Raw genomic sequence first — 16908 nt, 5'->3', positions numbered from 1 at the left:
TCACTCATGAACACATTCCGAAAAATTTCCGTGAAAACCGCGCTCGCCGCGAGCGCTCCCGTCGAAGACGCGCTCGTCCGGGGCTGGGTGCGCACGCGCCGCGACTCGAAGACGTTTTCCTTCGTGGAAATAAACGACGGCTCGTGCCAGAAGAATCTGCAGTGCGTCGTGGACGCCGCCTGCGCGGGCTACGCGTCGGTGAAGAGCGCGCTCACGGGCGCGGCGGTCGCCGTGCGCGGCGCGCTCGTGCCTTCGCAGGGGCAGGGGCAGAGCTGGGAGCTGCGCGCGACGGCGTTCGAGATCGTCGGTGCTTCGCCGGAGACGTTCCCGCTGCAGAAGAAGGGACACACGGTCGAATTCCTCCGCGAGATTCCGCACCTGCGCGCGCGCACGAACCGCTTCGGCGCGATGTTCCGCGTGCGTTCCCGCCTCGCCTACGCCGTGCACAATTTCTTCCAGGCGCGCGGCTTCGCCTACGTGCACACGCCGCTCATCACGACGAGCGACTGCGAGGGCGCGGGCGAGCTTTTCCGCGTGACGACGCTCCCGCTCGACGCGCTCCCGAAGACGCCCGAAGGGAAAATCGACTACGCGCAGGATTTCTTCGCGCGGCAGTCCTTTCTGACCGTCAGCGGCCAGCTCGAGGCGGAGACGCTCGCGTGCGCGCTCGGGAACGTCTATACGTTCGGCCCGACGTTCCGCGCGGAAAATTCGCACACGTCGCGCCACGCCAGCGAGTTCTGGATGATCGAGCCGGAGATGGCGTTCTGCGACATTCACGAGGACATCGACGTCGCCGAGGCGTTCATCAAGCACCTCATCGCCGACGTGCTCGAAAACTGCCCGGACGAAATCGCGTTCTTCGACAAATTCGTCAGCAAAGGGCTGCGGGAACGCCTCGCGCACGTGCTCGAAAAACCGTTCGTGCGCGTGAGCTACACCGAGGCGATCGAAATCCTGCGCGCGTCCGGCGAAAAATTCGAGTTCGAGCCCGTCTGGGGCGAGGCGCTGCAGAGCGAGCACGAGCGCTTCCTCACGGAAAAGCATTTCAGGTCGCCGGTCGCGGTTTATGATTACCCGCGCGCGGCGAAGCCGTTCTACATGCGCCGGAACGACGACGGGAAGACCGTCGCGGCGGCGGACCTGCTCGTGCCCGGCATCGGCGAGATCGTCGGCGGCAGCCAGCGCGAGGAACGGCTCGACAAGCTGCTCGAGGCGATGCGCGAACACGGGCTTTCGGAAAAGGATTACGGCTGGTACGCGGATCTGCGCCGTTTCGGCAGCGTGCCGCATTCGGGCTTCGGGCTCGGCTTCGAGCGGATGCTGATGTTCGTCACGGGCGAAGGCAACATCCGCGACGTGATTCCGTTCCCGCGCACGCCCGGCTGCGCGCGCTGAGCGCCCTCCGCGGGAACGCGTCCCCGAAAATTACGCTTCGAGGCGTTACGCTCCGAAGCGTAATTTTTTATGTCTGCGCGTCTTCGCCCGCGAAAAGGCTTTCGGCTTCGCGGGCAAGAAATTCCGCGAAGCGCGGCGAGTCGTTCAGGCACGGCGCGAGCGTTCCCGCGCCGAGCTCGCGCAGTTCGAGCAGCGTTTCGAGATTGTCCGCCGTGAAGCCGGGAGCGACGACGACGGTCGCGTCGGAGATTTTTTCGTCCGCCGTCGCGGGAAGCAGCCAGGCGCCTCCGCCGAAGCGCGACTGAAACGCGACGCGGAAGCGTTCCCGCGGAATGCCCGCCGCCGCCGCGATCGCCGCCGCGCCCGCGAAGCACTGCCGCCGATAGCATTTCTCCGCCGCCGCGCAGGCGACGCAGTTCTTTTCGGAAAATTCCGCGCGCGCGGGATTGCAGGCGAGCCGCTTTCCGCGGGCGACGCGGACGAGCGATTTCACGGGAACGCCGTGAAAGGAAAAAAGAAAATCGCGGCCCTCGCCGACGAAGCCGCGCAGCGTTTCCGCGACGGCCTCGACGTAGCCCGTCGCGGTGTAAAAAGGCGCCGCGACGCGCGCGCGAGCCCGCGGCGCGAAGCGTTTCAGCGCGTCGGAAAAATGTGCGACTGCCGTCTCGAAAGACGATTCCGCGTACTGCGGAAACTGCGGCAGCACGGCGACTTCGCGGACGCCGAGCCGGGCGATTTCGCGCGCGACGCTTTCCGCCGAAGGCTCGCCGTAGCGCATCGCGGCGAAGACCGGAACGCGGTTGCCGAGCGCCGCGCGCACGCGTTCCCGCAGCGCCTCCGTGAAGACGGCGAGCGGCATGCCGCGCGGCGTTTCGATCTTGCGGTAGCGCGCGGCGGCGACGGCGGCGCGGCGCGGCAGAATCACCAGCTCCACGAGCGCCTTGCGCAGAATCCACGGGAGCGCGACGACGCGGCGGTCGCTCAGAAATTCCCGCAGAAAACGGCGCACGGCGGGAACGCCCGCGTCGCGCGGCGTCCCGAGAGCGAGCAGCACGACGGCGCGCGGCGGGAACGGCGTTTCCGGCATCGGCGGAGCCTCAGCGGACGTGCATGATGCACTCGTAGATCGCCGGGCCGAGAATCTCCAGCGACGAGCGGATGCCCTCCGGCGTCCCCGGCAGATTGACGATGAGCGCGTGCGAGCGGATGCCCGCCGCGACGCGCAGCAGCACCGCGGTCTTCGTCGTTTCGTAATACTTCATGCGCAGAATCTCGCCGAAGCCGGGAAGCTCCTTTTCGATGACGAGGCGCGTCGCCTCCGGCGTGACGTCGCGGCGCGCCGGACCCGTGCCGCCGGCGGTGAGGACGAGCGTGCAGCGTTCGTCGTCCACGAGACTGCGGATGGCGTCGGCGATGCGGTTGCGGTCGTGCCCGACGATTCGCGAGACGAACGTGACGTCTTCGCCGAGCAGGTCGCTGAGCATGCGTTCGATTTCCTTGCCGCTCAAGTCCGGCGTGATGCCGGCGAGCGTGCGGTCGCAAATGGTCAGTCTTCCGATTCTTAACATAATCGCGGGATAATGTTTTGTTTTGCCCGAATAGTAAATTGCGATTTTTCGCGGCCGCCGCCGCGCCCGTATTTTAGGCTTTCCTTTTCGGAAATTCCGGGTATCCTCGGTAATCGCTTATGAGAGTTATACCCTACGGCGCTGCCGGTGGCGTAACCGGCTCCTGTTATCTCGTTGAAACAAAACGGGCGAAAATCCTGGTCGACTGCGGGATTTTCCAAGGATTCACGCTCAGCGAATCCGCCAATCGCGTTCCCGGAGGGCTCGATCCGAGCCGTCTGAACGCCGTCGTGCTCACGCACGCGCATCTCGATCACTGCGGCCGTCTGCCGCTGTTCGTCAAAGCCGGGTTCTCCAATCCCATCTACGCGACGGAGGCGACGATCGAAGTCGCGAAGCTGATTCTGCTGGATTCGGCCCACATTCAGGAGGCGGACGCGATCCGCGCGAACCGCAAGCGCGCCCGCGCGCTGCGCAAGCCCAAGCCGCCGCTCTACACGACGGAGGACGTCAAAAAAGTCTTCCCGCTGTTCCGGGCCGTCGATTACGAGGCGCCGACGGAAATCGCGCCCGGCATGGAGTTCCGCTTCGTCGAGGCGGGGCATCTGCTCGGCTCGACCTGCGTGGAGCTCTTCGTGAACGACGTCGGCGTGAAGAAGGCGCTGATGTTCTCCGGCGATCTCGGCGGCGCGGACATGCCGATTCTGCGCGACAGCAAAAAGGTCTCGGACGTCGATTTCGACGTCGTGTTCGTGGAATCCACTTACGGCGACCGCGATCACCGCTCGCTGGACGCGACGGTCAACGAGTTCCGCCAGCTGCTCCAGGAGGCGATCGCGCGCAAGGGCAAGGTGCTGATCCCGACCTTCGCCGTCGGCCGCGCGCAGCAGCTGCTGTATTATCTCGGCGGCTTTTTCTCGAACGGCGAACTGCCGAAGATTCCGGTTTACCTCGACAGCCCGATGGCGATCAAGGCGAGCCGGCTTTATCAGCGGCACACCGAGCTCTACGACGAGGAAGCCTCCGACGTCGAAAAGATGAACCGGCTCAAATCCGGGCTTTCGACGCTGAAGATCTGCGAGACGGGCGAGGAATCGCGCGCGCTCAACGACATGGAAGGCCCCTGCGTCATCATGGCGGGAGCGGGCATGTGCAACGGCGGCCGCATTCTGCACCACTTCAAGAACAACCTGTGGAAGCCGACGACGACCGTCCTCATCTGCGGCTACCAGGCGGAAGGCTCGCTCGGCCGCCTGATCGCAGAAGGGCGCAAGCGCGTCCGCATCTACGGCGAGGAAATCGGCGTCGCGGCGAAAGTCTACACGCTGGGCGGATTTTCCGCGCACGCGGGGCAGACGGATCTGCTGAAATGGCTCGCGCCGCTCTGCGAGAAAAAGAAGAAGCGCCCGCGCGTCGTCGTGATGCACGGCGAAGCCCGCCAGCGCGCCGCGCTCGCGGAAAAAATCCACGTCCGCTTCGGAATCCGCGCCGCGATTCCGAGCCTCGGCGAAGCGGTCATGCTCTGAGCCGCCGCACGAAAAAAAGGCGTTCCCGCGATTCGTTTCGCGGGAACGCCTTTTCGCGTGAGACGGGAACGCGCGCGCTCAGGCGGCGGGATTGCCGTTGGCGGGCGGCGCGGTGTAGGTGCGCGCGGCGGCGTCCGCGTCGAGCATCAGCAGACCCTGACCTTCGCCGTTGACGAGCTTGAGGCGGTCGATGATCGCCTTGACGTTTTCCTCTTCCTCGATCTGCTCGGTCACGAACCACTGCAGGAAGATGTCGGTCGCGAAATCGTGCTCGGCTTTCGCGAGGTGGACGAGCTCGTTGATGCGGCGGGTGACTTCCGCCTCGTGTTCGGCGGTCGCCTTGAACGCTTCGAACGGGTTCGCCCACTGAGCCGGCGGTTCGTCGATCGCGGAGAGCTTCGAACGTCCGCCGCGCGAGAGCACGAAATCGTAGAACTTCAGCGCGTGCGCGGTTTCTTCCTGGTATTGGACGCGCATCCAGTTGGCGAAGCCCGGCAGGCCGACGTCCGCGAAATACGCGGACATGGCGAGGTAAAGATTCGCCGAATACATTTCCCACTTCAACTGTTCGTTGAGCGCTTCGGAGATTTTTTCACTGATCATAGACCGCAGATTGTCGCCCCGTTTTCGGAGAAAATCAAGAATTCTGATGCGCTCGTCGGTGGGCGCGTTCCCGCGGCGCTTTTGAAATCCGCCCGTAAAAATTTTTCCCGCAGATGACGCAGATTTCCGCAGATTTTTTGAAACTGCGAATTTCCGCGAATGAACGCGAATTCAACAGGGGAGGGGTAAGCGTCCCGCTTGCCCTCCTTTTCGTTCCCGCGACGCGTGCGTCCCTGCGCTCAGCGCAGGTGCGCGATGAAGCGGTCGCCGGCGACGCGGAGCGGGCGCGCGATGCCGCGGGAAACGTAGTCGATCGCGCGCGCGACCGCTTCGCCGAGCGTTTCCGCCACGTCGGACTCCGGCGCGGACGCGAGATTCGCCGCGACCGCCGCGGAAAGCGTGCAGCCGCTCCCGTGCGTGTTCGTTCCCGCGACGCGCGCGTGGACGAAGCTCCGGGAGCGACGGCGGGGGACTTCCGATTTTTCCGGGAAAGCGAGCGCGTCCCGCACGTCGTTCCCGGCGCCGTGCCCGCCCTTGAGCAGCACGGGAACGCCGAGCGCGTCGGCGAGCTTTTCGGCGGACGCCTCGATTTCCTCGGGCGTCGCGTCCGCGTTCCCGCGCCACGCGAATTTTTCGCCGAGCAGCGTTTCCGCCTCGTCGAGATTGGGCGTGACGAGCGCCGCGCGCGGAATCAGGCGTTCCCGCAGCGTCGCGACCGCCTCGGCGTCGATCAGCGCGGCGCCGCTCGTCGCGATCATCACGGGATCGACGACGAGTCTTATTTCGCTCCGCGCGGCGAAAAAGTCCGCGACGGCGGCGATGATTTCCGCGTTCGCGAGCATGCCGGTCTTCGCCGCGCCGATCCGGAAGAAACGCGCGACCTGTTCGGCCTGTTCGCGCACGAAGGCGGCGGGAACGGCGCGCACGGCGGAAACGCCGTCGGGATTCTGCGCGGTGAGCGCGGCGACCGCCGTCGCGCCGAAGACGCCGTGCGCGGCGAACGTGAGCAGATCCGCCTGAATCCCGGCGCCGCCGCCGGAATCCGAGCCCGCGACCGTGAGCGCGACGGGCAGTTCGTTCGCGCGCGTTTCCGCGCCGTCGTTCCGTGTTTTCATGACGCGGAGCTTAACGCGTTCCCGCCTTCCGAAAAAGCGAAAACGCGCGTCCGCGCGTTCCCGCGACGGAGGCGCGGACGTCTTCGCCCCCAAACGCGTTCCCGCGAAGGCGCAAAAAAACGTTCCCGCGAGGAACTCCCGCGGGAACGTTTTCTTTGGTGCGTCGGAGCTTTTTACGCGTTGCAGCAGCAGCCGCAGGCGGCCTTGCCGGCGGAGCCGAGCACGTTGTTGATCTTGTGCATGTAGAGCTTCTTGAGCTCGTCGCGCGCGGGACCGAGGTACTTGCGCGGGTCGAACTCGGCGGGCTTCTGCGTGAAGACCTGGCGGACCGCCGCCGTCATCGCGAGACGACCGTCGGAGTCGATGTTGATCTTGTCCACGCCGAGGGACGCCGCCTTGCGGAGCTGGTCTTCCGGAATGCCGACCGCCGCGACGAGCTTGCCGCCGTTTTCGTTGATGATCTTGACGTATTCCTGCGGAACGGAGGAAGAGCCGTGGAGCACGATCGGGAAGCCCGGAATGCGCTTTTCGACTTCTTCGAGAATGTCGAAGCGCAGCGGCGGCGGAACGAGGATGCCGTCCGCGTTCTTCGTGCACTGTTCCGGCTTGAACTTGTAGGCGCCGTGCGAGGTGCCGATGGAAATCGCGAGGGAGTCGACGCCCGTGGACTTGACGAACTTTTCGACGTCTTCCGGATCCGTGTAGTTGGAGTGCTCGTGCTGGACTTCGTCTTCGATGCCCGCGAGAACGCCGAGCTCGCCTTCGACCGTCACGTCGTACTTGTGCGCGTATTCGACGACCTTGGACGCGAGTTCGATGTTCTTTTCGAACGGAAGCGCCGAACCGTCGATCATGACGGAGGAGAAGCCGTAATCGACGCAGGACTTGCAGAGCTCGAACGAGTCGCCGTGGTCGAGGTGAAGGACGACGGGAACGTTGAAGCCGAGTTCCTTCGCGTATTCGCAGGCGCCCTGCGCCATGTAGCGGAGAAGCGTCTGATTCGCGTACTTGCGCGCGCCGCTGGAGACCTGAAGGATCACCGGGGACTTGGTTTCGACGCAAGCCTGGATGATGGCCTGCATCTGTTCCATGTTGTTGAAGTTAAACGCCGGAATCGCATAGTGGCCTTCGTGAGCCTTTTTGAACAGTTCCTTCGTGTTAACCAAACCGAGGTCTTTGTAGGATACTTGCATGATGTTTGCTTTCTTGTTGTGAAAAATGTTCCGCCATTTAAGGCGTTCCCGCGCGGGAACGCAATTCAAAACGCGGCGGGAACGGGCTTACGCGTCCTTCTTCCCGCCGCAGGTGCAGTGCCCGCAGGAGCCGTCGCCGCGGCAGCGCGGTTCTTCGAGCACGGGAAGGCCGCGTTCGAGAATCCCGCCGAGCGTCGCCGCGAGATTTTCGCGCGGGAACGCGATTTCGCGCCGTTCGAGCGTGTCGCGCACCTTGACGACGCCGAGCGCGAGCTCGTTCGCGCCGTAGATCAGCGCGTAGCGCGCGCCCGCCTGTTCCGCCGCCTGGATGAGCTTGCCGAACTTGCCGTCCCTGAACGCGTATTCGACGCGGAAGCCGGCGTCGCGCAGCGTCGAGACGTCGTTCAGCGCGGCGGCGCGGTTTTCGTCGCCGAGCACGATCGCGTAAAAATCCGGCGCGTCCGCGATCTGCGGTAGCAGCGCCTGCTGTTCGAGCAGATTGCGCAGCGTGACGTCGCCCATGCCGAAGCCGACGGCGGGCATGTCCGGGCCGCCGAGCTTCTTCACGAGCTTGTCGTAGCGGCCGCCGCCCGCGAGCGCGCGCCCTTCGCCGACGAGCTGGAATGCCTCGAACACGAAGCCCGTGTAATACGCCAGGCCGCGCACGATCGTGAGATCGACGCGAATGAACGCGCCGACGCCGAGCGCGTCGAGCAGCCCGAGCAGCTTTTTCCATTCGCCGAGGCGTTCGACCGCCTTTTCCGCTCCCGCGCGCGCCGCGAAGAACGCTTCGAGCGCGTCGAGGCTCTTCAGCGCGACGAACTCGCGGATCGTCGCCAGCGTTCCCGCCGGATCGAGCGGCGTTCCCGCGAGTGCGGCGCTCATCATTTCGAGCAGCCCCTCGTGCGCGACGCGCTCGAGCTTGTCCACGACGGCGAGCACCTTGACGGCGGTCGCCTCGTCGGGAACGCCGAGATTTTCAAGAAAAAGAAACCACAGCGTGCGGTCGCTCAGGCGGATGCAGAAATCCGCGTCGCCGAGCCCGAAGGCGTGCAGCGACTCGACGCAGAGCGCGATGATCTCCGCGTCCGCGGCGCATCCGGCCTCGCCGAGAATGTCGGCGTTGTACTGGTAGAACGCGCGCAGGCGGCCGCGCTGCTGCTTTTCGTAGCGGTAATTTTCGCCGATGCCGAACCACTTGATCGGGCGGCGGAGCGATCCCGCGCGGGCGGCGACGAGACGCGCGAGCGACGGCGTCATCTCCGGACGCAGGGAAACCTTGCGGCCGCCCTTGTCCTCGAAATTGAAGAGCTGGGAGACGATTTCCTCGCCGGATTTTTCGGTGAAGAGCTCGAGCGGCTCGAGCGCGGGAGCGTCCCACTCCGAAAAGCCGAAACGCCGCGCGGACTCGCGCCAGCGGGCGAAGATGAAGTTGCGCACGGCGCAATCCTCCGGATAAAACTCGCGGAAACCGGGAAGTGATCTGAACTGCATAACGTCTTAAAAAATGTCCAACCAGAAAAGCGCGATGAATTCGCACAGAAGCAGCGCCGCCGCGAGCGTGTACGTCAGCGCGGCGAACGTGTCGTTCGCCGGCGGGCGGACGCGGAGACGCCGCCGCTTCGGCTCCGTTTCGGGGGCGCGCGCGTCGTTCTGCGGCTCTGGCTTCGTGTTCATGCCGACGGATTCAAACAGCGTTTCCCGCGGATGACAAAGGAAATTTTTCGTCCGCGAAGCCTTTGCCCGCGGGCGTTCCCGCGCGGGAGAAAAATTTTTTTGAAAAAATGCTTGCGGATTCGAAAAATAAATGCCATCGTTTACCTCGTTCTTTTTTGAACAAGACGGCCGGTTAGCTCAATGGTAGAGCAGTTGACTCTTAATCAATTGGTTACAGGTTCGAGTCCTGCACCGGCTACCACTTTCGAAACCCGCAGAAATGCGGGTTTCTTTTTTTGTCCGGCGGGCGGAGGTTCGCGCGCGTCAGATGTCGATGACGTCGTCGTCGCGTTCCCGCGGGGCGCGGCGTCGGGGCGGCGGGGGAGGCGGCGGCGTTCCCGCGTCGTCGCGTCGCGGCATGCCGCCGCGCAGGACGTCGCCGAGCAGAGAGCGGCGGCGGATGCCGAAGAACGCGCAGATGAAGAGCGTTGCCAGGCTCGTGAAGACCGAGCCGAGCATCGCCGAGCCGAAGCCTTCGACGACGAAGCTGCTGCCGGCGAGGAAGCTCGCGAGCGAAAAGATGCAGGCGTTGACGATCCAGAGCCCGAAGACCGAGACGACGCCGAAGAGCGCGAGCGCGCCGAGCAGCGAACGCGCGCGGAAGAGCCCCGTTCCCGCCGCGCCGAGCCCGAAAGTCGTCAGCAGCAGCGGCAGCGCGAACGAAATGAGCATCGGCCGCAGAAAGGCGTTGAGCAGACTGATGAAGACCGCGACGACGAAGAGCGAGAGAAAGTTCGCGTAGCGGATGTGCGTCGGCCCGAGAATCACCGCGGCGAAGAGCACGCCGAAGGCGATGATGAGCGCGTCGCGGAAAAAGTGGAGAATTTTCTGTTCGTTCATGTCGGAAGCTTAAAGCGATTTGCGTGCCAAGTCGGCGAAAAAATGCGCGAGGCGGGAACGCGCGGGCGGTTTCGCGGCCGCGTCATTTCCCGCCCGCGCCGCCTTGTCCGCCGCCCGCTTCCCGCGCCGGAATCTGGCGGATTCCGCTGATCTTCACGGGATAGCCCGTTACGGTGCATTTCGCGGATTCGTAGAAAAACCACGCGGAGGAGGTTTCCATGTCGTAGCGCGGGAGCAGCAGGAAATCCGCGCCGGCGCGCCTGCAGGCGTCCGCGATCGCCGCGCGCAGCGCCAGCGACTGCGTCGGCGAAAGCCCCGAGAAGAGCGAGCCGACGTCGGAAAAATAGCCGTCGGCGGTGTCCTGCGAATCGGGGATGAAATGCAGCCACGTGGAGCTTTCGGCGCTGCCGGAGACGCGCTCTTCGCCGAGCGTCGTGTCCAGTTCGTAGCGGGCGAGGGCTCGCAGGTCGGCGCCGGGGACTTCCCGCGCGTAGCGGCTGTTGGAACAGCCGGCGAGAATCGCGGCGGTTAAGAGCGCGAGCGGCGCGGTTTTGAAAAATGCGGACTTCATGGGGCTTTTCCTCCTTCGGGAAGAAAAGCGTCGCCGCGGGAACGTTTTTTTTCTAGTTCGCGCGCCCGCGCCGCTTCAGCGCACGCCGCGCTGGCGCAGCGCCTCGAACAGGCACACGCCCGTCGCCACGGAAACGTTCAGGCACGGCACGCTGCCGAGCATCGGAATGCGCACGAGAAAATCGCAGGTCTCGCCCGTGAGGTGGCGGATGCCGTCGCCCTCCGCGCCCATGACGATCGCGAGCGGCCCCTTCAGATTCGCGTTGTAGAGCGACTGACTCGTCTTGTGGTCGGACGTTCCCGCGACCCACACGCCGCAGTTCTTCAGCTTGTCGAGCGCGTTGCGCAGATTGTTCGCGAGCACGATCGGCACGCTTTCCGCGCCGCCGCAGGCGATGCGCCGCACCGTCTCCGTCACGGGAGCGGACCGGCGTTTGGTGATGACGACGAAATCGACGCCCGCGCAGTCCGCCGTGCGCAGAATCGCGCCCAGGTTGTGCGGATCCTGAATGCCGTCGAGAACGAGAATCAGCGGGTTTTCGCCCGCCGCTTCGACGAGTTCGGGAATTTCGGATTCGTCGTGTTTGAGAATCGCGACGTCGCGGTTGTAGTGGGAATTGTCTCGTGCCATGGGAAAAATTTTTTGAGGAGGATTGCGGGAAAACGCGCGCGCGCCGCGCGGGCGTCTCATTCGGCCTTCAGGTCGCGGGTCATCAGCGCCGTGATGCCGTCCGCCGGCTTCACGCCGCGGAAGACGATGCCGTGGACGCATTCCAGAATCGGCGCGGGAACGCCGGCGTTCTTCGCGTATTCGTGAAAATTCTTGGTCGCGTAGTAGCCTTCGACGACGCTCTTGCCCGCGGAGATCTTCTGCAGGGCAGCGTCGATGCCGCGGCGTCCGATTTCGAGCCCGAAGGCGCGGTTGCGGGACCAGTCCGCCGTCGCCGTCGCGACGAGGTCGCCCATGCCGCTGAGCCCGCGCACGGTTTCGACGTTCCCGCCCTCGGCCTCGACGATGCGGCCCATTTCCGCGAGCGCGCGCGTGAGCAGCGACGCCCGCGCGTTTGCGCCGAGCCGCATGCCGTCGCAGATGCCCGCCGCGATCGCGTAGATGTTCTTCAGCGCGCCGCCGAGCTCCACGCCGACGACGTCCGAAGAACGGTAGATGCGGAACGACGCGTCGCTGAACTCGCTCTGAATCTTTTCCGCGAGCTCGGCGGGGGCGTCGCTCGCGAAGACGACGGCGACGGGGAAGCCCGCCGCGACTTCCGCCGCGTTCGTCGGGCCGGAAATCACGCCGCAGGACAGCGACGGGAACACCTGCCGCAGCACCTGTTCGGGGCGCAGGAGCGTTCCCGCCTCGAGTCCCTTGCAGAGCGAGATGAGAATGCGCGTGCGCGGCGAAATCGCGGCCTTCACGCGCTCGGCGGTCTCGCGGAGCGCCTTCGACGGGCAGGCGAAGATCACCGCGTCGCACTCGGCGAGCGCGGGCGCGGGAACGTGCGCGATCTGGACGTCGCGCGGGAACGGCACGCCGGGCAGATAGACGCGGTTCTCGCGCGTTCCCGCGATTTCGAGCGCCTGTTCGAGCCGACGCGGCACGAGCGTCACGCGCTGCCCGCAGCGGTTGAGGTGAATCGCCATCGCGGAGCCCCAGGCTCCCGCGCCTAAAATTGCAATCGTCATGGTAACGGATGATGGATGAGGGATAGTGGATGATTTTCGGGCGTTCATTGCCCGTTCAAATTTTTCTTGGCCGTCTTGACGGTCGCGGACAACATCTTGGCGAGTACGGTGCAGTCGCCGTAAAGCGACGAGAAATGCGCATCGGAAAGTTTCCCCGCGCCGTGCAGAATTTCCAGCCAATACTGAGTTTCGTTCGCTTCCCTCAAGGCGATGGACATTTTCTGAATGAAATCTCTCTTGCTCGAAGCGTTTTGCGCTTCGCGGATGTTGGCGCCGATGCTGGTCCCGCTCCGCAGGATCTGAACGGCGAGCACGCGGGAACGTTCGCGCATACAGAAAAAATCACAGAACTTCACGACCCGGACCGAAAAATCTCTCAACCGTTTCGTCAGCTCGTCTTTCCGCATGTTCAGACCATCCGTCATCCGTTATCAGTCATCAATTTCTCTTCTTCACGTCGTCGCGGTATGCCCGGAGCGCGGAGACGATCTGCGCGCCCGCGTCGCAGTAGAGCTTCGCGAAGGACGGGCGGCGCGGCGTGAGGCCGAGAACGTCGTGCATGACGAGAATCTGCCCGTCGCAGTCCTTGCCCGCGCCGATGCCGATCGTCGGAATCGAGACGGCGCGCGTGATCTCCGCGGCGAGGTCGGACGGCATCATTTCGAGCAGCAGCGCGAACGCGCCCGCCTTTTCGTGCGCCTTCGCGGCGGCGAGCAGCGACGCGCGCTCCTCCGGCGTCTTGCCGTATTTGCGGTAGCCGCCTTCCTGAAAGACGTTCTGCGCCTGCAGTCCGATGTGCGCCCACACGGGAACGCCCGCCGCCGTAAGCCGCGCGACCGTCGGCGCCATTTCCGCGCCGCCCTCGATCTTGACGGCCTCCGCGCCGCATTTCTGCATGAGACGCATGCAGATTTTGAGCAGGTCGGAAAAATCGCCGTGCGCGACGCCGAAGGGAATGTCCGTCGCGACGAGCGCGTTCGGGCGGGCGCGCGCGACCGCCGCCGTGTGGTGCGCCATCATGTCCGCCGTCACGGGAACGGTGCTTTCGAAACCGAGCACGACGTTCCCGACGGAATCTCCGATGAGAATGACGTCCGTGTCCGCGGCGTCGGCGAGGCGCGCGGTGACGGCGTCGTAAGCCGTGATGCAGACGATCTGGTCCGAGCCCTTCATCTGCCGAATTGTCTTGGTCGTTCGTTTCATCTTGAAAAACGGAAAGCCTCCATTATGCGCCAAAACGGGATTTGTTAAAACAAATTTGAACGCCGCGGCGGATCAGGCGGCGGCCGTCGCGCTCCACGGCAGGGTTTCCCCGGCGAACATCGGCACGACGCGCTGACCGAAGCCCTCGTAGGCGTCGGGGACGCGCGTCGGCGTGTCTTCGAGCGCGACCTTCTTCGCGGGCGTGCGGATGCCGTAGATGCGGCGCGCGTTCCCGCCGACGAAATCGCCGAGCCGGTCGAGCGCGCCGTGCTTCGCGAAAAGCGCCGCCAGAGCGGGCAGGGCGAGCGGAGCCGTGAACACGCCCGCCGCGCAGCCGCAGCATTCCTTCTTGTGGAGCGGGTGCGGCGCCGAATCGCTCCCGAACATCAGCTTCGGGTGCCCCGCGAGCGCCGCCGCGAGCAGCGCCGCGCGGTCTTCGGGACGCTTCGCGATCGGTTTGCAGAAAAGGTGCGGACGCATCATGCCGCCGACGACGTCGTCGAGCGTGATGAGCAGGTGCTGCAGCGTCACCGTCGCGAAGACGTTCTCGAATTCGTCGAGCAGCGAAAGCGCCGCCGCCGTGGTGACGTGCTCCATGCAGATCTTCAGACGCGGGAACGCGCGCGCGAGGCGGCGGTAGGTCGGCAGAAATTCGGCCTCGCGGTCCATGACGAAGCCGTGGCTCTCGCCGTGGACGAGCAGCGGAACGCCCATCTCCTCCATCGCGCGGAAAGTCGCCTCCGCGGCGCCGAAATCGCTGACGCCGCCGTCGGAATTCGTCGTCGCTCCCGCCGGATAAAGCTTCAGCGCGAAAAAGCCCGGCTGCGCCCGCGCGGCTTCGAGCTCGGCGGGCGTCTGGTTCTTGAAGAAAAGCGTCATGAGCGGCGCGAACGTTCCCGCGTTCTCGCCGGCGGCTTCCAGAACGCGCGCGCGGTAGGCGGCCATCGCGGCGGCGTCGACGACGGGCGGCACGAGGTTGGGCATCACGACCGCGCCGGAAAAATGCGCGGCGGAAAGCGGCGTCACGAGCCGGCGCATGTCGCCGTCCCGCAGGTGCAGATGCATGTCGAGCGCTTGTTCGATTTCGATTCGCATGGCGAATCATGAAAGGCGTTCCCGCGCGCGCCCGCAAGCACCGAAAATTTTTTGAAAAAACGCTTGCGTTCCCGCGGACAAATCGATTTATTCACTCTTACCTTTTTGAGTGTCGGGGCGTAGCGCAGTCTGGCTAGCGCGCTTCGTTCGGGACGAAGAGGTCGGAGGTTCAAATCCTCTCGCCCCGACCAACTATACCTTCAAATAGCCCGCAATTCCGCATAAACAAAGGGATTGCGGGCTTTTTCGTGTTTTCCCGCTCTCCGCGAAAATCGCCCGAAAATGCCTAAAAATGCCCTTTCCTTGCAAGGATTCTTGCTAAACTTTTTCCGCCGCCCGTCCCGCCGTCCATGCGGGATTCATGACGGCGCGGACGAAAAATCCCGCAATGCGGCAGAATCTTCTTCGACAGCAACTTTATGACAACCGCGAAAAATCCCGTGATCATGCCCTTTGAAAGATGAACGATGTTCGGGTCAGTCTTTTTTCTTTTTCCCGGCACGGGCGCGGGCTGCCTGGCGGCGCAGTTCCGGCAACTTCGCCGTGCGTTTTTCGCCGAGCAAATCGACGCGTTGTCCCTGACGAAAATTCCCCATTTTTTCGTCCAGTGAAAATCCGAACTCCGTGTTCAGCCTACGAATGATCGCTTCACGCGCGAAAGACGCGAAGTTTTTCATGTTCTGACACGACGCGTAGGCCTCAAGCACCTCTTGCGGGACAGAAATGGAAAACTCTCGTGAGCTTTTAGACATTGCCAAAGGTCTAATCGCGCCGCCGTGTTTCCGCAAAAGGAGCATGATTGACCTTCCGGAATGTATTTACTTGCGTTTCCTCACTTTTACATTCCAGAATGTCAATCAAGGTTTAGCTATGAATTCGATTGAAGAAAAAATTCTGCAGATCATTTCCGAAAACCGTCCGGACATCGACGTTTCCGCGGACGCCCATTTCATCGAAGAAGGGCTGCTCGATTCGTTCGACGTCTTGACGCTGTCCGCCGCGTTCGACAAGGCTTTCGGCATCTCCATAGCGGGTGCGGACATCAGGCCCGAGAATTTCGACACGATCGCGGGCATGGCGGAACTCGTCCGGAGAAGCATGAAATGATTTTCGAGTTTTCCGGCAAGCGTCTCTCCGGCGTAATCGCCTGCGTTCCCGCAAACACGCGGCGTTTCGACGACGACGCGACGCGCTACAATTTCCCGTTGCGAAAATCCATGAAGCTCAAAGAGCTCATGGGGTACGATTGCCACCGCGTCGCTCCAAGCGGCACGTGCGTGTCCGATTTGGCGATCGCGGCGTTCCGCGAACTGTTCGCAAGCACGGACGTACGCGCCGACGAAATCGACGCACTCGTCTTCGTCACGCAATCCCCGGATCATTTCATTCCGCAGACGTCCGTCATCGTTCAGCATGCCGTCGGTCTTCGGGAAGACGTGCTGTGCCTCGATCTGAATCAGGGCTGCGCCGGCTATCTGCACGGACTTTTCGAGGCGTTTCTGCTTTTGGAAAACCCGGAGTTCCGCAAAATCGCCGTCGTCACCGGCGACGTGCTCAGCCGCAAAGTCAATCCGCGCGACCGCAACAGTCATCCGCTCATCGGCGACGGCGCGGCGCTCTCCATCGTCGAACGTTCCCGCGAGGCGTCGCCGATTTTCTGCCTCAACAAGACTTTCGGAGAGGGCGCCTTCGCGATCCGCATTCCCGCCGGGGGATTCCGCACGCCCGCCTCGCCCGAAACCGCGCGCGAAACCGAAGATCCCGACGGCAACATCCGATCGGCGAACGACCTAGTCATGCAGGGCGCGAGCGTATTTTCCTTCGTCCAGGAGAAGGTTCCGCCCGCGGTCGCGGAACTGCTCGCGCACGCGGGAACGCGCAAGGAGGACGTCGAGTTCTTCGCCTTCCACCAGCCGAACCGGTTCATGCTCGAAAAACTCGCGGACGCGCTCGGAGTGCCGCGCGAAAAAATGCCGAACGACATCGTGACGCGCTACGGGAACGCGAGTTCAGCGACGATTCCTACCGTGCTCGCGGACAATTTGCGCGCGCCGCTTTCCGCGGGAACGCATCGGACGCTTCTGTGCGGCTTCGGTGTCGGTCTCACGATTTCCGCCGCGCTGCTCGACCTCGGGCCGCTCGACTTCTGCAAACTCATCGAAATCTGAAATCTTTATGGAAAAACTGTACGAAAAAATTGCGGAAATTCTCGACGTCGACGTCGTTTCCGCGAACGAAAAACTGCGCGACTTCGAAGAATGGGATTCCGTCGCGGTCATCTCGCTTCTCGCGTATGTCGAACGCGAATACAAAGTTTTCCTGAGCACGGAAGACGTCCGCGCCTGCGAAAGCGTGGGCGATTTCGTCGCCGCGGTTTCAGGAAAACTGCGCTGAC

Annotated in this window: 20 protein-coding genes and 2 tRNA genes; 7 read left to right on the top strand and 15 right to left on the bottom strand. The window is 63.8% G+C overall.

Translation table 11 applies throughout. The features are described 5' to 3' along the window. The first annotated feature begins 6 nt into the window (after positions 1–6). Positions 7–1398, top strand: coding sequence for an asparagine--tRNA ligase (gene asnS, locus ACQREB_RS01975; RefSeq protein WP_427764656.1), 1392 nt, complete (start codon positions 7–9; stop codon positions 1396–1398). A gap of 67 nt (positions 1399–1465) precedes the next feature. On the opposite strand, the gene ACQREB_RS01970 is transcribed toward asnS, so the two are convergent. Both ACQREB_RS01970 and ACQREB_RS01965 read right to left on the bottom strand, forming a co-directional pair. Next, positions 1466–2485 (bottom strand): ferrochelatase, encoded by a 1020-nt coding sequence (locus ACQREB_RS01970; protein ID WP_427764654.1) that lies wholly within the window; start codon positions 2483–2485, stop codon positions 1466–1468. Between the two features lie 10 nt (positions 2486–2495). Continuing rightward, positions 2496–2966, bottom strand: a complete 471-nt coding sequence (locus tag ACQREB_RS01965; protein WP_427764652.1) for a molybdenum cofactor synthesis domain-containing protein — start codon at positions 2964–2966, stop codon at positions 2496–2498. Between the two features lie 119 nt (positions 2967–3085). Between ACQREB_RS01965 and ACQREB_RS01960 the strand changes: the two genes are divergently transcribed. Beyond that, positions 3086–4492: an MBL fold metallo-hydrolase gene (locus ACQREB_RS01960; protein WP_427764650.1), complete on the top strand. Its 1407-nt coding sequence runs from the start codon at positions 3086–3088 to the stop codon at positions 4490–4492. Between the two features lie 78 nt (positions 4493–4570). Here ACQREB_RS01960 and ACQREB_RS01955 read toward each other — a convergent pair whose 3' ends face one another. From ACQREB_RS01955 to ACQREB_RS01935, 5 genes are all read right to left on the bottom strand, one after another. After that, a complete protein-coding gene (locus tag ACQREB_RS01955) occupies positions 4571–5095 on the bottom strand; it encodes a ferritin (RefSeq protein WP_427764647.1) in 525 nt (174 codons plus the stop codon). Positions 5096–5334: 239 nt separating this feature from the next. After that, positions 5335–6210: a bifunctional hydroxymethylpyrimidine kinase/phosphomethylpyrimidine kinase gene (gene thiD, locus ACQREB_RS01950; RefSeq protein WP_427764645.1), complete on the bottom strand. Its 876-nt coding sequence runs from the start codon at positions 6208–6210 to the stop codon at positions 5335–5337. 173 nt (positions 6211–6383) lie between these two features. After that, positions 6384–7403: a class II fructose-bisphosphate aldolase gene (locus ACQREB_RS01945; RefSeq protein ID WP_427764643.1), complete on the bottom strand. Its 1020-nt coding sequence runs from the start codon at positions 7401–7403 to the stop codon at positions 6384–6386. A gap of 87 nt (positions 7404–7490) precedes the next feature. After that, a complete protein-coding gene (gene hisS, locus ACQREB_RS01940; RefSeq protein ID WP_427764641.1) occupies positions 7491–8897 on the bottom strand; it encodes a histidine--tRNA ligase in 1407 nt (468 codons plus the stop codon). 6 nt (positions 8898–8903) lie between these two features. Then, on the bottom strand, positions 8904–9080 hold the full coding sequence (locus ACQREB_RS01935) for a hypothetical protein (protein WP_427764638.1): 177 nt from the start codon (positions 9078–9080) through the stop codon (positions 8904–8906). A 166-nt stretch (positions 9081–9246) separates the two neighbouring features. Here ACQREB_RS01935 and ACQREB_RS01930 point away from each other — a divergent pair. Then, positions 9247–9321: transfer RNA gene (locus ACQREB_RS01930), tRNA-Lys, on the top strand. A 62-nt stretch (positions 9322–9383) separates the two neighbouring features. Here the strand turns inward: ACQREB_RS01930 and ACQREB_RS01925 are convergent. From ACQREB_RS01925 to pyrC, 7 genes are all read right to left on the bottom strand, one after another. After that, on the bottom strand, positions 9384–9959 hold the full coding sequence (locus ACQREB_RS01925) for a phage holin family protein (RefSeq protein WP_427764635.1): 576 nt from the start codon (positions 9957–9959) through the stop codon (positions 9384–9386). A gap of 82 nt (positions 9960–10041) precedes the next feature. Beyond that, positions 10042–10530 (bottom strand): hypothetical protein, encoded by a 489-nt coding sequence (locus tag ACQREB_RS01920; RefSeq protein WP_427764632.1) that lies wholly within the window; start codon positions 10528–10530, stop codon positions 10042–10044. A gap of 75 nt (positions 10531–10605) precedes the next feature. After that, on the bottom strand, positions 10606–11160 hold the full coding sequence (gene rlmB / locus ACQREB_RS01915) for a 23S rRNA (guanosine(2251)-2'-O)-methyltransferase RlmB (RefSeq protein ID WP_427764630.1): 555 nt from the start codon (positions 11158–11160) through the stop codon (positions 10606–10608). 56 nt (positions 11161–11216) lie between these two features. Beyond that, a complete protein-coding gene (locus ACQREB_RS01910; protein ID WP_427764627.1) occupies positions 11217–12215 on the bottom strand; it encodes an NAD(P)H-dependent glycerol-3-phosphate dehydrogenase in 999 nt (332 codons plus the stop codon). Between the two features lie 44 nt (positions 12216–12259). Further along, positions 12260–12622: a four helix bundle protein gene (locus ACQREB_RS01905; protein ID WP_427764716.1), complete on the bottom strand. Its 363-nt coding sequence runs from the start codon at positions 12620–12622 to the stop codon at positions 12260–12262. A 31-nt stretch (positions 12623–12653) separates the two neighbouring features. After that, complete coding sequence (gene panB, locus ACQREB_RS01900) at positions 12654–13418, bottom strand: 3-methyl-2-oxobutanoate hydroxymethyltransferase (protein WP_427764625.1); 765 nt, start codon at positions 13416–13418, stop codon at positions 12654–12656. A gap of 72 nt (positions 13419–13490) precedes the next feature. Then, positions 13491–14513, bottom strand: coding sequence for a dihydroorotase (pyrC, locus tag ACQREB_RS01895; RefSeq protein ID WP_427764623.1), 1023 nt, complete (start codon positions 14511–14513; stop codon positions 13491–13493). A 113-nt stretch (positions 14514–14626) separates the two neighbouring features. Between pyrC and ACQREB_RS01890 the strand changes: the two genes are divergently transcribed. Further along, positions 14627–14704: transfer RNA gene (locus ACQREB_RS01890), tRNA-Pro, on the top strand. 285 nt (positions 14705–14989) lie between these two features. Here the strand turns inward: ACQREB_RS01890 and ACQREB_RS01885 are convergent. After that, complete coding sequence (locus ACQREB_RS01885; RefSeq protein ID WP_427764622.1) at positions 14990–15190, bottom strand: hypothetical protein; 201 nt, start codon at positions 15188–15190, stop codon at positions 14990–14992. A 193-nt stretch (positions 15191–15383) separates the two neighbouring features. Between ACQREB_RS01885 and ACQREB_RS01880 the strand changes: the two genes are divergently transcribed. From ACQREB_RS01880 to ACQREB_RS01870, 3 genes are read left to right on the top strand one after another with little or no spacing between them, the layout of a single operon-like run. Continuing rightward, the gene (locus tag ACQREB_RS01880) at positions 15384–15620 is read left to right on the top strand and encodes an acyl carrier protein (RefSeq protein WP_427764620.1); all 237 of its coding nucleotides are present in this window, start codon (positions 15384–15386) and stop codon (positions 15618–15620) included. Continuing rightward, entirely contained in the window at positions 15617–16681 is a 1065-nt protein-coding gene (locus ACQREB_RS01875) for a 3-oxoacyl-ACP synthase III family protein (RefSeq protein ID WP_427764617.1), read from the top strand. The genes ACQREB_RS01880 and ACQREB_RS01875 overlap by 4 nt, the downstream gene beginning before the upstream one ends. Positions 16682–16688: 7 nt before the next feature. After that, entirely contained in the window at positions 16689–16907 is a 219-nt protein-coding gene (locus ACQREB_RS01870; RefSeq protein ID WP_427764615.1) for an acyl carrier protein, read from the top strand. The last annotated feature ends 1 nt before the right edge of the window (position 16908 follow it).

The sequence above is a fragment of the Candidatus Spyradosoma sp. SGI.093 genome (genome assembly GCF_050314555.1).
Taxonomy (GTDB): Bacteria; Verrucomicrobiota; Verrucomicrobiia; order Opitutales; family UBA953; genus Spyradosoma.
Note: the sequence above shows the minus strand (reverse complement) of the source record. Positions and strands in the feature narration are given on the sequence as shown.